The sequence below is a fragment of the Marinobacter sp. W-8 genome, from assembly GCF_044342215.1.
GTDB classification, from domain to species: Bacteria; Pseudomonadota; Gammaproteobacteria; order Pseudomonadales; family Oleiphilaceae; genus Marinobacter; species Marinobacter nauticus.
The window spans coordinates 34,709-49,507 of record NZ_CP172297.1 but is presented as its reverse complement, the minus strand read 5'-3'; the positions used below and the strand labels follow the sequence as shown (position 1 = coordinate 49,507).

The 14,799-nt window shown below is 59.9% G+C and carries 13 protein-coding genes and 1 tRNA gene; 8 read left to right on the top strand and 6 right to left on the bottom strand.

Annotated elements, in window-relative coordinates; all coding sequences use genetic code 11:
* Positions 1–4: 4 nt before the first annotated feature.
* From ACF8YQ_RS00170 to ACF8YQ_RS00160, 3 genes are read right to left on the bottom strand one after another with little or no spacing between them, the layout of a single operon-like run.
* Complete coding sequence (locus ACF8YQ_RS00170) at positions 5–577, bottom strand: L-threonylcarbamoyladenylate synthase (RefSeq protein ID WP_396622237.1); 573 nt, start codon at positions 575–577, stop codon at positions 5–7.
* Positions 578–592: 15 nt separating this feature from the next.
* Positions 593–1,810: a DNA-processing protein DprA gene (dprA, locus tag ACF8YQ_RS00165; protein WP_396622236.1), complete on the bottom strand. Its 1,218-nt coding sequence runs from the start codon at positions 1,808–1,810 to the stop codon at positions 593–595.
* Between the two features lie 33 nt (positions 1,811–1,843).
* Positions 1,844–2,860, bottom strand: a complete 1,017-nt coding sequence (locus ACF8YQ_RS00160) for a LysM peptidoglycan-binding domain-containing protein (RefSeq protein ID WP_396622235.1) — start codon at positions 2,858–2,860, stop codon at positions 1,844–1,846.
* A 464-nt stretch (positions 2,861–3,324) separates the two neighbouring features.
* Between ACF8YQ_RS00160 and def the strand changes: the two genes are divergently transcribed.
* The 6 genes from def to glyS all read left to right on the top strand — a co-directional run bounded on the left by def (position 3,325) and on the right by glyS (position 10,792).
* Positions 3,325–3,831, top strand: coding sequence for a peptide deformylase (gene def, locus ACF8YQ_RS00155; RefSeq protein WP_396623332.1), 507 nt, complete (start codon positions 3,325–3,327; stop codon positions 3,829–3,831).
* Positions 3,832–3,911: 80 nt separating this feature from the next.
* Positions 3,912–4,847: a methionyl-tRNA formyltransferase gene (gene fmt / locus ACF8YQ_RS00150; RefSeq protein ID WP_396622234.1), complete on the top strand. Its 936-nt coding sequence runs from the start codon at positions 3,912–3,914 to the stop codon at positions 4,845–4,847.
* 2 nt (positions 4,848–4,849) lie between these two features.
* Positions 4,850–6,151, top strand: a complete 1,302-nt coding sequence (rsmB, locus tag ACF8YQ_RS00145; protein WP_396622233.1) for a 16S rRNA (cytosine(967)-C(5))-methyltransferase RsmB — start codon at positions 4,850–4,852, stop codon at positions 6,149–6,151.
* Positions 6,148–7,551 carry a Trk system potassium transporter TrkA gene (gene trkA / locus ACF8YQ_RS00140; RefSeq protein WP_014420019.1) on the top strand — a complete coding sequence of 468 codons (1,404 nt, stop codon included), beginning with the start codon at positions 6,148–6,150 and terminating at the stop codon, positions 7,549–7,551. Before rsmB ends, trkA begins: the two co-directional genes overlap by 4 nt.
* A gap of 134 nt (positions 7,552–7,685) precedes the next feature.
* Entirely contained in the window at positions 7,686–8,708 is a 1,023-nt protein-coding gene (gene glyQ, locus ACF8YQ_RS00135; RefSeq protein WP_036149746.1) for a glycine--tRNA ligase subunit alpha, read from the top strand.
* A 2-nt stretch (positions 8,709–8,710) separates the two neighbouring features.
* Positions 8,711–10,792, top strand: coding sequence for a glycine--tRNA ligase subunit beta (gene glyS / locus ACF8YQ_RS00130; RefSeq protein ID WP_396622232.1), 2,082 nt, complete (start codon positions 8,711–8,713; stop codon positions 10,790–10,792).
* Between the two features lie 57 nt (positions 10,793–10,849).
* Here glyS and ACF8YQ_RS00125 read toward each other — a convergent pair whose 3' ends face one another.
* The gene (locus tag ACF8YQ_RS00125; protein ID WP_396622231.1) at positions 10,850–12,295 is read right to left on the bottom strand and encodes a TrkH family potassium uptake protein; all 1,446 of its coding nucleotides are present in this window, start codon (positions 12,293–12,295) and stop codon (positions 10,850–10,852) included.
* Positions 12,296–12,518: 223 nt separating this feature from the next.
* Here ACF8YQ_RS00125 and ACF8YQ_RS00120 point away from each other — a divergent pair.
* Positions 12,519–12,595, top strand: a tRNA-Pro gene (locus ACF8YQ_RS00120).
* A gap of 15 nt (positions 12,596–12,610) precedes the next feature.
* Here the strand turns inward: ACF8YQ_RS00120 and ACF8YQ_RS00115 are convergent.
* Positions 12,611–13,132 carry a lipocalin family protein gene (locus ACF8YQ_RS00115; RefSeq protein WP_396622230.1) on the bottom strand — a complete coding sequence of 174 codons (522 nt, stop codon included), beginning with the start codon at positions 13,130–13,132 and terminating at the stop codon, positions 12,611–12,613.
* Between the two features lie 129 nt (positions 13,133–13,261).
* On the opposite strand from ACF8YQ_RS00115, the gene ACF8YQ_RS00110 reads away from it, so the two are divergent.
* Entirely contained in the window at positions 13,262–13,633 is a 372-nt protein-coding gene (locus ACF8YQ_RS00110) for a VOC family protein (protein ID WP_022992639.1), read from the top strand.
* Positions 13,634–13,676: 43 nt separating this feature from the next.
* Here the strand turns inward: ACF8YQ_RS00110 and ACF8YQ_RS00105 are convergent, their stop codons facing one another.
* Entirely contained in the window at positions 13,677–14,798 is a 1,122-nt protein-coding gene (locus tag ACF8YQ_RS00105; protein ID WP_121208032.1) for an ABC transporter permease, read from the bottom strand.
* Between the last annotated feature and the right edge of the window lies 1 nt (position 14,799).

Below are 14,799 nucleotides of genomic sequence, written 5' to 3'. Positions count from 1 at the left end.
TCTCCTAGCGAAACTGTTGACCGGTAACAATATCAATAATGCGACTGGGTTTGCGATTGCCGCCCAGCGCACCGGGGACAATACGATCTATGCGGTCGCCGAAATGGCGCCGCACCTGCCAGATCGCACGGGCTGGCTGACGCCCCGCCGGATTGCATGAGGTACTGACCAGCGGCATACCCGTCGCCTCACACAAGGCCCGCACCACCGGATGATCACTGACCCGAACGGCGATGGAACTGTGTTTGCCGCGGACCCACTCCGGCACCTGCTGGTTTACGTCCGGCAACAGACAGGTGACCGGCCCTGGCCAGTGACGCAGAGCCTCGCTCTGAACGGCGTCGGGCAACGGATCCAGCAGGAAACGCACCTGTTCAACCGAGGCTGCCACCAGTATCACGCCCTTCTCCATGGGCCGCTGCTTGAGCTCAAGGATGTATTCGACCGCCTCCCGGTTCCAGGGATCGCACCCCAGTCCCCACACCGCTTCCGTGGGATAGGCGATTACCCCGCCTGCCAGTACCGTCTGGCGGGCAAGAGCCAGTTGAAGAAAACTCGGAGAAGATGTATCCGCCATCAGATATCGGCGCCCTCATGCAGAACAATGAACAAGGTCCCGACCGGTGCGCTGATAACCACCCGGGCAGGCATGGGCGAGGCCCTCAAGCTCCAGGATCAGTAGTGACTGCAGCAACTGATCCGCGGGCAAACCCGTGGCAAGGCCCAGTGCATCGGTAGACTGCGGATCATACCCCAAAGCCTCAAGCACCGCGATTTCCCGGCTGTCCAGAAACGACAGGTCTGGCGATTTCTCCGTTGCTTCTGGTTCTGCAGGTTGCGCCTGCATGGACCACCAGGTACCCAGCTCTTCCATCACGTCGTCGGCGGTCTCCACCAGCCGCGCGCCCTGGCGAATCAGCTGATGACAACCCCGGGCCACCGGGCTGTGCACCGAACCGGGAATGGCAAACACCTCCCGCCCCTGCTCGAGGGCGGTTCGGGCGGTAATCAGTGAACCGCTCCGGAGGCTGGCCTCCACCACCAGCACGCCCCGGGCCAGACCGCTGATTATGCGGTTGCGCTGGGGGAAATAGGCGGCCCGGGCCTGGGTGCCCGGCGGATACTCAGACACAATCAAGCCGTTCCCGATAATGCGATGGGCCAGCTTACGATGTTGGGCCGGATACAGCCGGTCCAGGCCGCAACCCACCACCGCCAGTGTCGGATAGCCAGCATCCAGGGCGCCGGCGTGGGCTGCGCCATCTATCCCGAGGGCCAGGCCACTGGTGATCAGCAGCCCCCGCCGGCTGAGTTCCGCCGAAAACTGGCGGGCATGGTCCAGCCCCGCTCGGGTGGCGTTGCGACTGCCGACCACGCCCAGTTGGTCCCGTTGCAATAACTCAACGTTACCCAGGGTATAGAGCACCAGAGGGGCATTGTGGATATGGCGCAGGCATTCCGGGTAGGGCGACTGGCCCTGTCCGAGCACGCCAATACCCCTTTCCCGACATTGGCGATAGATATCCAGTGCCCGGGCAATGACGCCCTGGCTGAGATCCCCCGCCTGCCAGGCGACAATGGCCTCCACGGCATCGCCGCCAAGCCCCATGGCGCGAAGCGTGGCAGCATTCAGGTGCAGGATGTCGGTGAGCGTATCAACAGAACCCAGAATCCGCTCCCTGAGGGGGATTCCGAACCGGGGCAGCAGTGACAGCAGCAGCCACTGGCCTGCCGGTGTTTGCAGAAATTCCTGATCTGACATTTTCTCTTCCTTGAAAACAACAATGGCCGGGCATTCCGGCCCGGCCATGTCTTATTCCATCAACTCATCAAACGCGCGGCCTCAGGGATTGGTGACCTTGTCACCCACCGCCAGCGGACGCGTCGCCTGCAGTACCAGGCCATAGCTCATTTTCTCATAGGCCTGGAACACCATCAGCAGGCCAGCCCGCTCAGACGGCAATTCAATGGTTTCGCCAGTGACCGGATCACGAACCATGTTGCCCGCCTTCAGCACCGCCAGCACATTACCGGGCGCCAGGCCTTCGCGCTCGCCGCGGTTGATGGCGACCACATCGTACTGACCGATCTGGCTGACACCGCCATCGACAGAAATCATCTTGCCTTCGATCTCACTATCCGGCGAGCTGGGCACGAAGCTGGTGGTCAGCCGGCGATCTTCATTCACCAGCAACCGGTCGCCAATACGCACTTCTTCACTGGACTTGGTAATGCCTACGGTCAGCACATCACCATTTTCGGCATTAACGTTGCCGCGGGCAATGCTCCGGGCTTCCAGGCCAAGGAACTCGCCGGTGTCCGGATCCACAAATTCCTTGCTGCGACGGAAAATACCCACGCGATCGGCCGGCTTCTCGCCGCGAGCGTAAATACGGTCACCGGCACCGGTGATGATGCGGCCGTCCTCACCTTCAAGCACATAGGGCGCACCGTTAATTTCTTCGGGGCTGACAATACGGGTTTCGGTCAGGAAACTGGCGATGGCATCCAGGGGGATGGCCGGTATTGGTGTGTCGATGGCCTCGGAACGAACCTGAGGCGAGAGCTTCACCACATCGCTGGTCGCCACCTTGGTAATCCGGGGCTTGCCATCGATGTACACCAGCGCCAGACGGTCACCCGGATAGATCAGATGTGGGTTGGCAACCTGCGGGTTCACGTGCCAGATTTCCGGCCAGTACCACGGGTTGTTCAGGAATCGCGCTGAAATGTCCCAGAGGGTGTCCCCTTTGACGACAGTGTAACGCTCAGGATGATCAGACCTCAGCTCCGGCTGTGCCTGGGCCCAGGAGGTAAACAGCAGCGCAGAGGCTGCCAGAGCGTACAACAGTTTCCTCATTGTTTATGTCCTTGATCGCGTGCCTTGAATCTTTGCGTTCGGTAATGTCGCCGCAGAATCCCCGCAGCATATTACGTTGTTATTCCCGATACTATAGAAGAAGTCCCGGAATTTGTGATGTTATCTTTTGTTCTTCGAGTGATTTCTGCAGCCATCGGAGCGCATTCGTGAAAGATTTTAACTATTAACTGATCAGTTTGTACTCAATCGGCGAATTATTGGATAATAGGCACCGTCAGGCGGACGTTATTACCTTGAACCCGGGAACTCTGCCAGCATTAACGGTTCATACTGTCGGAATCTCTGGATTCATCATAGGCAGACCAAGAAAATTTGCGCAGTACGCTGTCGCATTTCGGCAATCGGTTTCACAGCGTTACAAATGGTAAAATTCTGCGCTGGGCAGCCCGTCAAACAGGCTGACATTAGAGATTGCCCGATACACACAGGCCAGAAGCAAGAGCATTATGATTCGAGAAATTCTTGAGTATCCGGACCCACGACTTCGCACCATCGCCAAGCCGGTGGAGGAAGTGACCGATGACATCCGTACGCTGATCGACGACATGTTCGAGACCATGTACGATGCCCGCGGCATTGGGCTTGCTGCGACCCAGGTGGATGTGCACAAGCAGATCATCGTAATGGATCTGTCCGAAGATAAAACCGAGCCGCGGGTGTTCATCAACCCGAAAGTGGAAGTGCTGGATGGCGAGCTCGAAGCCATGCAGGAAGGCTGCCTGTCGGTGCCGGGGTTCTATGAAGATGTGAGGCGTATTGAGCACTGCCGGATTACTGCCAAAGATCGCAACGGCGAAGAATTTGTCCTGGAGGCTGAAGGCCTCCTGGCGGTATGCATTCAGCATGAGATGGATCACCTGAATGGCAAGCTGTTTGTCGATTACCTGAGCCAGCTCAAACGTAATCGCATTCGCAAGAAGCTGGAAAAGCTGCATAAGCAGAGCGCCTGAGGCGCTGCCAGCCTAAACCGAATTCAGGACCGGGTTACGACCCGGTTTTTTCGTATCAACGACACAGAGAAGCAACCAACGTGCGCATTGTGTTTGCCGGCACGCCGGATTTCGCCGCCACCGCCCTGAAAACCCTGCTGAATGCCGGTTACGACATCGTCGGCGTTTACACCCAGCCCGATCGCCCCGCCGGCCGCGGCCGCAAACTGATGCCCAGCCCGGTCAAACAGGTGGCACTGGATACTGGTATTCCCGTGTATCAACCGGTCAGTCTGAAGCCAGAAGAGGCCCAACAGGAACTGGCGTCACTGCAACCGGATGTGATGATCGTGGCTGCCTATGGCCTGATTCTGCCCAAGGCAGTGCTGAACATACCAACCCATGGCTGCCTGAACATTCACGCCTCCCTGCTGCCGCGATGGCGTGGCGCCGCCCCTATCCAGCGGGCCATTGCCGCCGGCGACGCCGAAACCGGCATCACCATCATGCAGATGGACGAAGGCCTTGATACCGGCGATATGCTGTTGAAAACCAGCACCCCGATCCACGCCAGCGACACCGGCGGCAGCCTGCACGACCGCCTGGCAGACATAGGCGGCAAAGCTATTGTGGAAGCCCTGGTGCAACTGGCAAACGGCGAACTGACCCCTGAGCCACAGAACGACGCCGAGGCCAACTACGCCCATAAGTTGTCGAAGGAAGAGGGCCACATCGACTGGAGCCGAAGCGCGCAGGAGATAGAACGACTGATTCGCGCCTTCAACCCCTGGCCCGGTACCTTTACCGATCTTGGCGAGCAACGTATCCGTATTCATCAGGCCAGCGCCCTGAAGCAGGACAGCGATAAGGGTCCCGGCACCGTGATTGCCCGGGAGCGGGACGGTGTAGACGTTGCCTGCGGCACCGGCACCCTCAGAATCACTTCCGTGCAGTTACCAGGCAGCAAGGCCCAGAGCATCAACGACCTGATCAATGGTGGCAAGCAGGTGCTGCTGCCCGGCCAGGAGCTGAACTGACCATGGCTTACCAGCCCCTGCCATTCCGCGCCATTGCCGCCAACGTATTGCTGGCGGTGGAACAGGGCCAGTCGTTATCCCAATGCCTGCCACCCGCCCTGAACCAGTTACCCCCGGAACAGCGGCCACAACTGCAGGCCATCTGTTACGGCACCTGCCGCTGGTTTCACCGGCTTGAGAGCGAGCTGAATCAGCGCCTGAAAAAGCCCCTGCGCAAGCCGGACCGGATCATTCACCACCTGATGCTGGTGGCCCTGTTCCAGTTGCGTTACAGCGAACAGGCCACCTACGCGGTACTGAACGAAACCGTGGAGGCTTGTCGGGCACTGGACAAGCCCCACCTGACCGGTCTGGTCAACGGAGTGCTGCGGGCCGCCGAACGGGAAGGGGCGCCAGAGCCGAAAGACGATAGTGGCCGCTTCAGTCATCCGGTGTGGATGGTGGAGAAACTGCGTCATAACTGGCCGGACGATTGGCAGGCCATCCTTGAAGCGAACAACCAGCAGGCGCCCATGACCCTGCGGGTCAATGCTTTGCGCTTCAAACGCGACGAGTACCTGAAGCTGCTGTCTGAAGCCGGCATCGAAGCCCACGCCACCCGCTTTGCCCCCAACGGAATCCAGCTGGAGCGGCCAGTGCCGGTCGACCGACTGCCCTGGTTCAAGGACGGCGCGGTCAGTGTTCAGGACGAAGCCGCCCAATTGTGTACGACTTTGATGGATCTGCAGCCAGGCCAGAGGGTACTGGATGCCTGCGCCGCGCCGGGCGGCAAGACCTGCGCCATCCTTGAAGCCTGTGGCGCACTGGACGAAGTGGTGGCCATCGACGAATCCGCCGAGCGCCTGCCCCGGGTCCAGGAAAACCTGGACCGGCTCGACCTGCACGCCACCCTGACCCAGGCCGATGCCGCCGATATAGACAGCTGGTGGGACGGCACGCCCTTCGACCGCATCCTGCTGGACGTGCCCTGCAGTGCTACCGGCGTGATTCGCCGGCACCCGGACATCAAACTGCTGCGCCGGGAATCCGATATTGTGCCACTGGCCAGTATTCAGCTTGGCCTGCTGGAGGCCATGTGGTCTATCCTGAAGCCCGGTGGGCGACTGGTGTATGCCACCTGTTCGGTGTTTCCACAGGAGAACCACCGTATAATCCAGCGGTTCCTGAAGCAGCATAATCAGGCAACGCTGAAGTGTATCGAAGCAGACTGGGGCCGGGACATGAACACCGGGCGTCAGCTGTTCCCAGACCCGGACAGCCATGACGGCTTTTTCTACGCCGTGCTGGAGAAACCTGAACCATGAAAATCCTGATTCTCGGCGCCGGCCAGGTCGGCGGCACCCTGGCGGAAAACCTGGCAAACGAAGCCAATGACATCACCGTGGTGGACAACGACAGCGCCCGCCTTCGTGAACTGCAGGACCGGCTCGATATCCGCACCATGCATGGCCGCGCCTCCTATCCCACGGTATTGCGACAGGCCGGTGCCGAAGATGCCGACATGATCATCGCGGTAACAAACAGCGATGAAACCAACATGGTGGCGTGCCAGGTCTCCAAGCTGCTGTACAAGACCCCCACTACCATCTGCCGGGTGCGGGCCGGCGCCTATCTGGCCAAGCCGGAACTGTTCTACAACCGGGATACGGTCAAGGACCTGGACAGCCTGAGAGGCTTCCCCCTGGACGTTCTGATCAGTCCGGAACATCTGGTGACCCAGCACATTACCCGGCTGATTGAATACCCCGGTGCTCTGCAGGTACTGGAGTTCTCCAAGGGCCTGACCCGACTGGTCGCCATTCGCGCCACCGAGGGCGGCCCGCTGGTGGGGCACGAACTGTCCTACCTGCGCACCCACATGCCCAAGATCGATACCCGGGTGGCGGCGATTTTCCGCAAGGACCGGGCCATCATGCCCCAGGGCGATACCGTGATTGAAGACGGCGACGAAGTGTTCTTCATCGCCGCTGCCGACCATATCCGTTCGGTGATGAGTGAACTGCAACCGCTGGAGAAGCCCTATAAACGCATCTTTATCTGCGGCGGTGGCAACATCGGCTACCGGCTGGCCAACACCCTGGAAGACCGCTACCAGGTGAAACTCCTGGAACGGGACCATGAACGCTGCGTGATGCTGTCCGAGCGCCTGCGCAAGACCGTGGTACTGGAAGGTAACGCAGCCAACAAGGACATCCTGCTGGAAGAGAACATCGAAAATACCGATGTGTTCTGCGCCGTCACCAACGACGACGAAGCCAACATCATGGCCTCGTTGCTGGCCAAGCGGCTGGGCGCCCGCAAGGTCCTGACCCTGATCAACAACCCCGATTACGTGGACCTGATCCAGGGCGGCGACATCGACGTAGCCATCTCACCCCAGCAGACCACCATCGGCAGCCTGCTTACCCACGTGCGCCGGGGAGACGTGGTGAACGTGCACGCCCTGCGCCGGGGCGCGGCCGAAGCCATTGAGGCCATCGCCCACGGCGACCACCGTTCCTCCAAGGTGGTTGGCAAGCGCCTGGACGAAATCAATCTGCCATCCGGAACGACCATTGGTGCCATTGTCCGGCACAACGAAGTGCTCATCGCCCATGACCACCTGCGGGTGCAACCAGACGACCACGTGATCCTGTTCCTGGTGGACAAGTCGCGCATACGGGACGTCGAGAAACTGTTCCAGGTGGGCCTCACGTTCTTCTGATTGATCTCAGGCAAAACAACACCCTGGCTGGCACTTAGAAATGCGGCGCCGGCCAGCGTATAATGCGCGTTTTCAAATTTTCGGAGTGCCCCGGAACCGGGGCCCACACACAGACTGACCAGCAGGCAAACGTCGTGACAGACAAGGCAACCAACAACTCCGCGCCGGACATCAAGACCTTCCAGGGTCTGATCCTGGCATTGCAGAATTTCTGGGCGCAGCACGGCTGCGTGGTTCTCCAGCCCCTGGACATGGAAGTGGGCGCCGGTACCTTCCACCCGGCCACCTTCCTGCGATCCATTGGTCCGGAAACCTGGAACTCCGCCTACGTCCAGCCCAGCCGCCGCCCCACCGACGGCCGTTACGGCGAGAACCCCAACCGCCTGCAGCACTACTACCAGTTCCAGGTGGTTCTGAAGCCGTCTCCGGACAACATTCAGGAGCTGTACCTGGATTCTCTGCGCGCCCTGGGCCTGGACCCGTTGGTGCACGACATCCGCTTTGTCGAAGACAACTGGGAATCGCCGACCCTGGGCGCCTGGGGCCTGGGCTGGGAAATCTGGCTGAACGGTATGGAAGTGACCCAGTTCACTTACTTCCAGCAGGTAGGCGGCCTGGAATGCTATCCGGTCACCGGCGAGCTGACCTACGGCCTTGAGCGTATCGCCATGTACCTGCAGGGTGTGGACAGCGTGTATGACCTGGTCTGGACCAATGGCCCGGATGGCGTGGTTACCTACGGAGATGTGTTCCATCAGCAAGAGGTGGAGATGTCCACCTACAACTTCGAACATGCCGACACCGAGTTCCTGTTCCACAGCTTCGATGTCTATGAGCGGGAAAGCGCCCGCCTGATCGACGCCGGCCTGCCACTGCCGGCCTATGAGCAGGTGCTCAAGGCCTCCCACACATTCAACCTGCTGGACGCCCGTCACGCCATCTCCGTGACCGAGCGCCAGCGTTTCATCCTGCGTGTACGTACCCTGGCTCGCTCCGTGGCCCAGGCCTACTTCGAGAGCCGTCGCAAGCTGGGCTTCCCGCTGGCCCCGGAACACCTCCGCAAGGAAGTGCTGGCCGCCGCTGAAGCCGCCGACGCCAAGGCCAGTAAAAAGGGCAAGAAAGCCAACAAGGCACCGCAGGAACAGGGGAACGCATAATCATGGCAACTCAGGATTTTCTGGTCGAACTGGGCACCGAGGAGCTGCCTCCGAAAGCTCTCAAGCCACTGTCTGACGCCTTCACCCAGGGCATTGTCAAAGGCCTGGAAGAAGCCGGCGTGGCCTTTGGCGCGGTGGAAAGCTTTGCAGCACCCCGTCGTCTGGCGGTACGGATCCGGGACCTGGCCGATGCCCAGCCGGACAAATCGGTGGAAAAGCGCGGCCCGGCCGTGAAAGCAGCGTTTGATGATTCCGGTAACCCCACCCGGGCGTTGACCGGCTTCGCCACCTCCCTCGGGATTACCCCGGATCAGCTCGACACCATGGAGACCGACAAGGGTGCCTGGCTGGTGTACCGTACCGTTGAGAAGGGCAAGCCCACCGTAGAACTGATGCCGGATCTGGTCGAGAAATCCCTGGCCGCCCTGCCCATTCCCAAGCGTATGCGCTGGGGTGCCTGGAAGACGGAATTCGTGCGCCCGGTACACTGGCTCATTCTGTTGTACGGCAACAAGGTGATTGAAGCACCGGTGATGAACCTCAAGCCCGGCAACAAGACCCGTGGCCACCGGTTTCACTGCCCGAAAGAGCTGATTGTGCCCACCCCGGCCGACTACGAAGTGGTGCTCAAGCAGGAAGGCTACGTACTGGCAGACTTCGCCGAGCGTCGTGAGCAGATCCGCGCCGGCGTGGCCGCGCTGGCGGAGAAAGAAGCCGGCGGCAAGGCCGTGATCGACGAAGACCTGCTGGACGAAGTAACTGCCTTGAACGAATGGCCGGTACCCTTGATGGGGCGCTTCGAGGAGCGCTTCCTGGATGTACCCGCCGAAGCCCTGATCTCCTCCATGAAGGAACATCAGAAGTACTTCCACGTGGTGGATGCCGGCGGGAAGATGCTGCCGCTGTTCATCACCGTGGCCAACCTGGAGAGTAAAGACCCGGCTCAGGTGATTTCCGGTAACGAGAAGGTGATTCGCCCGCGCCTGTCCGACGCCGCCTTCTTCTACGACACCGACCGCAAGACCAGGCTGGAAGACCGCATCGAGGCACTCAAGCCCATCGTGTTCCAGGACAAGCTGGGCAGCATCTACGACAAATCTGTACGGGTAGCAGCCCTGGCCAAAAAGATTGCCGAAGCCATCAACAGCGACCCGGCTCTGGCCGAGCGGGCTGCCATGCTGGCCAAGACCGACCTGGTCACCGAAATGGTGCTGGAGTTCACCGACCTGCAGGGCATCATGGGCCAGTACTACGCTGCCAACGACGGCGAACATGCCGATGTCGCCAAGGCCTTGAACGAGCAGTACATGCCGCGCTTTGCTGGCGACGATCTGCCCACCACCCTGACCGGCTGCGCCGTGGCCATCGCCGACCGCATCGATTCCCTGGTCGGCCTGTTCGGCATCAACCAGCCGCCGTCCGGTACCCGGGACCCGTTCGCCCTGCGTCGTGCTTCTCTCGGTGTGCTGCGCATCATCATCGAACGTGAACTGCCGCTGGACCTGCAGACGGTGTGCGAGTGGGCGGAACAGAACTTTACCGTGCTGACCGAGAAGAACACCGCCAGCACCGTGGTGGACTACATGCTGGAGCGTTTCCGCGCCCACTATGATGAGCAGGGCATCGGCGCCGAAGTGTACCTGGCTGTGCACGCCCGCCGCCCAACCCGCCCGCTGGACTTCGATCGCCGCGTAAAAGCCGTGGAAGCCTTCCGCCAGCTGCCGGAAGCCCAGGCTCTGGCAGGCGCCAACAAGCGGGTTTCCAACATCCTCACCAAACAGGGTGGTGACAGCATCGGCGAGACCGTAGACAACACACTGTTGCAGGACGCTGCCGAGAAGACCCTGGCGGCGAAGGTGGAAGAGCAGGCACAGAAAGTACTGCCGATGTTCGAGCAGGGTGACTACGCCAGTGCGCTGACGTCGCTGGCCAGCCTGCGTGAGCCGGTCGACACCTTCTTTGATGAAGTGATGGTGATGGCCGACGACGAAGCCGTGCGCAACAATCGTCTGGCACTGCTGAACCGCCTGCGCAACCTGTTCCTGCGGGTTGCCGACATCTCCCTGCTGCCCACAGCAGGCTGAGACACACAGGCCGCTGGTTCACGATAAACCAGCGGCCTGCCTGTCCTGCTTTTCCACTCAGCTGCGCCAGAAGTCCGGCGACAACATCACAAACACACTCAACAGTTCCAACCGGCCCAGAATCATGGCGCCCATCAGGACCCATTTGGCCGCATCCGGCAACGTCTGGAAATTGCCTGCAGGGCCGATTGTATCGCCCAGTCCTGGCCCGACATTCGTCAAAGCCGTAGCCGCTCCGGAAAGGCTGGTCACCAGATCCAGTCCCAATGCACCCAGAATCGCCGTCACCAGCGCCAGCGTCGCCAGAAAGATGAAAGAGAAGGCGACACTGGAGGCCACGATATCGTCACCAATCACCCGCCCGTTGTAGTTGCGGGCAAACACCGCGTGAGGGTGCAGCAAACGACGTACCTGCTCCCTGAGCAACAGCATGGACAGCTGAAACCGGAAGATTTTCATGCCACCGGACGTGGACCCGGAACAGCCGCCGACAAAGGTGATGAACAGAAACACCACCACCGCAAACGGGCCCCACAAGGAATAGTCGGTAGAAGCATAGCCCGTGGTGGTCACCACCGACGTAACATTGAACAGCGCTGAAACAAAGGTCTCAAACGGATCTACCGGTTCCCTCAGAACCCGGTAAATGGTCAGCAACGCAGCGACAATCACCAGGAACCGGAGGAAGAAACGCACCTGCTGATCCCGAATCAGGGGCTGGCGCTGCCCGTGAATAAACCGGACAAACAGAAAGAACGGCATGGCGCCCATCGCCATGAATACCGTCGACGCCAGGAGAATGGACGGCGAATCAAACTGCCCCATGGAGCTGTCTGAAGTGGAATAGCCGCCGGTCGATACCGTGGTCAACGAGTGATTCAGTGCCTGAAAGAAACTCATCCCTAGCAGCCAGTAGGTGAGCACGCAACCGAGCGTCAAGCCCAGATAGATGAGTACCAGACTGCGGGCCAGATGGTTGGTGCGGGGCACCGCTTTCTCGTTCCATTCGGACGATTCGGTGGCAAACAGCCGCATACCGCCAATCCGGAGAAACGGCAGGATGGCAACGGCCATACCGATGATCCCGATACCGCCCATCCATTGCATGATCGAACGCCAGAGCAAAATGTCGTCCGGAAGATGATCCAGGCCGGTGAGCACGGTGGAACCGGTGGTGGTCACGCCGGAAATGCTTTCAAAGAAGGCATCGGTCATGCTCAGCTTCATGTCGCTCAGCAGCAGCGGCAAACTGGAGAACAGCGGAATCACAACCCACGCCGACACCGTCAGCATGAACATTTGTTGTTGCCTCAAGGCGTGTTTCTGCCGCCCCGCCAAAGCCAGAGCCGCGGCACCAATGCCGAAACAGACCACCGAGGATTTCACGAACGCCAGCCAATCCGGCGTATCTCCGAATACCAGCAGGTTAACCGGAAGGGTCATGAGGAAACTGAGCAGGATGAGCAGAAAACCGAGGATCTGAACAATGGGGATAATGTTCACAGGGCAGGGGGCTCCGATGTCCGGACACAGGCCAGTCACAACGCCTTACAAGGCAAGGCGACATCCACGCCGCTGTTATACGCCCATTCAACCGGGTTTACCACTGCCAGGGCGAGGCTTCTGCTAGCCACCGATCCGGACAATCCACAACAGAATTTTTGAATTCCAGCCCGGGGAAGGGGTAGCAAAACCGCCGCCAATGCGTATAATACCGGCCGTTGATCGGCGTGTGGCGCAGCTTGGTAGCGCACTTCGTTCGGGACGAAGGGGTCGCAGGTTCGAATCCTGCCACGCCGACCACTTTCCCGCATTTATCTAGTTTTCCCCGTGTTCAACAAGTATTAATTCCTCCAGCTCAAATCCCTCAGCCTCAGCCCGCTCCTTGAACGCGTCCAGCACCTCATCGCTCACCTCAGGCGTGCGCGACATCAGCCACAGGTAATCCCGGTCATACCCGGTGATATACGCGGTGGTGTATTGGTCATCCAGCTCGAACACCACGTAGGACGCATAGAAAGGTCCAAAGAACGATACTTTCAGGTGGCCGATATTACTGTCGCCCACAAATACCGCACGGCCTTCGGCTTCTTTCCATTCACCGGCTTCGGCGTTGTAGCCCCGGTTGACCACTTTGATACTGTCGTCATTGTTTAGACTGTATTCGGCGGTAACCTGGCTCAGGCCCTCTTCGAACGAGTGATCCAACCGGGCGATCTCGTACCAGGTGCCCAGGTAGCGCTGCTGGTCAAAACCGGTCACTGGTTCAATGCCCTTGGGCACACCGGTGCAGCCCGTCATCACAAACAGTAACGCGATTAAAGCCAATCCAGTCTTCATGACAAACCCCCAAAGAACCGTCGTGAACTCACCATAGCAAAGCCACAGGCAAAGATCGTCAAACAGGTGTTAAGCTCTGAAACACCCTGGCGCTCGTATACCCAGCGCTAACCAACCAAGGAGTCGAATATGATCGGATACGTCACACTCGGAGTCAGCGATATGGGCCGGGCCAAGCAGTTCTATACGGATCTGCTGGCAGACCTGGGCGCCAAGGTGCTGATGGACATGGAGCGAATTGCGTTTATTGGCAAGAGCATGGGAGCCCCCATGCTGGCCGTCTGCACCCCGTTCAACGGTGAACCCAACCATCCCGGCAACGGCAACATGGTGGCCATTCCGGCGGGCTCCAAAGAAGCCGTGGATAAGTTTTACCACAAGGCCATTGAACTGGGCGCCACCTGCGATGGCGAACCGGGGCAGCGCATTCCGGACATGTTCTACGGCGCCTATGTGCGCGACCCGGATGGTAACAAGCTGGCGTTCTTCGAATTCGGCTAAGCGTCGACCGCCACCACCCCGGTTGGGTGGTGGCCTTACTGACTTACACCGAGAGATGGCGACGGAAGAGCAACAACGCCGCCGTGAAGAACACCCCGCCAATGGCCATCAGGGCCAGCATCTGTGGCCACACCACCTCCAGCCCCGCACCCCGGTACAGAATGGCCTGGGCCATGCTGACAAAGTGGGTGGTGGGCGCCGCCAGCATCAGATCCTGCACCAGCTGGGGCATGCTTTCCCGGGGCGTGATACCGCCCGACAACAGCTGCAAGGGCAGGATGGTGAGAATCAGCAGCAGGCCAAACTGGGGCATGGTTCGGGCCACGGTGCCGATCAGAATGCCGATGGCGGTGGTGGAAAACAGGTGAATCAGGGCGCCGAGCAGAAACAGCAACACCGACCCTGCCACCGGCACCTGTAGCCAGCCCTGGATCACCAGCGTTACCGACAGCGCCGCGGCCAGTAACACCACCAGACCATTGGCCCACACCTTGGACGCCATGATTTCGAAAGGCCGCAACGGCATCACCATCAGATGCTCCACGGTGCCGTGCTCCCGCTCCCGGATCAGTGCTGCCCCGGTAAGAATGATGCTGATCAGGGTCACCTGGGTAATCAGCTCCATGACACCGCCAAACCAGGTTCCGTCCAGGTTGGGGTTGTAACTCACCCGGGTGACCAGCTCGATCGGTAGCCCGGTGCTGGCAGAGCTACCCGGTTGCAGAAACTCCGCCACTTCCGCCATCGCAAAGCGCTGAATGTAGTTGGTGCCTATAAAGGCCTGGCTCATGCGGGTGGCGTCGATGTTCAGCTGCAACGCTACCGGGTTGCCCTGCCGGACATCCCGCTCAAAGCTTTCGGGGATCACCAGGGCAAAGGTATGGCTGCCCTTGTCCAGCAAGTCGTCAATGTCACCGTAGGCCACCAGATCCGGCGTCAGGAACCATGGCTGCTGGAGCGAATTGATGATGCGACCAGACAACACCGTCTGATCTTCGTCCACCACGGCGATCGGTGCGTTGTGAAGCTCCATGGAGCCGGCGGAACCTGCGGTGTAGATCATCACCGTAAACGCCACCAGCACAAACACCATCAATGCCTTGTCCTGCCACAGACTGCGCAGTTCCTTGATGCCGAGGTGCCAGATGTTGCGTAAGGAATTCATG

Excerpts from the sequence above, each read along its gene's own strand:
- trkA (WP_014420019.1), top strand. The coding sequence starts at position 6,148 with ATGAAAATCCTGATTCTCGGCGCCGGCCAGGTCGGCGGCACCCTGGCG.
- ACF8YQ_RS00105 (WP_121208032.1), bottom strand. The coding sequence starts at position 14,798 with ATGAATTCCTTACGCAACATCTGGCACCTCGGCATCAAGGAACTGCGC.
- ACF8YQ_RS00160 (WP_396622235.1), bottom strand. The coding sequence starts at position 2,860 with ATGAGGAAACTGTTGTACGCTCTGGCAGCCTCTGCGCTGCTGTTTACC.
- ACF8YQ_RS00170 (WP_396622237.1), bottom strand. The coding sequence starts at position 577 with ATGGCGGATACATCTTCTCCGAGTTTTCTTCAACTGGCTCTTGCCCGC.
- ACF8YQ_RS00115 (WP_396622230.1), bottom strand. The coding sequence starts at position 13,132 with ATGAAGACTGGATTGGCTTTAATCGCGTTACTGTTTGTGATGACGGGC.
- ACF8YQ_RS00110 (WP_022992639.1), top strand. The coding sequence starts at position 13,262 with ATGATCGGATACGTCACACTCGGAGTCAGCGATATGGGCCGGGCCAAG.
- glyS (WP_396622232.1), top strand. The coding sequence starts at position 8,711 with ATGGCAACTCAGGATTTTCTGGTCGAACTGGGCACCGAGGAGCTGCCT.
- rsmB (WP_396622233.1), top strand. The coding sequence starts at position 4,850 with ATGGCTTACCAGCCCCTGCCATTCCGCGCCATTGCCGCCAACGTATTG.
- dprA (WP_396622236.1), bottom strand. The coding sequence starts at position 1,810 with ATGGCCGGGCCGGAATGCCCGGCCATTGTTGTTTTCAAGGAAGAGAAA.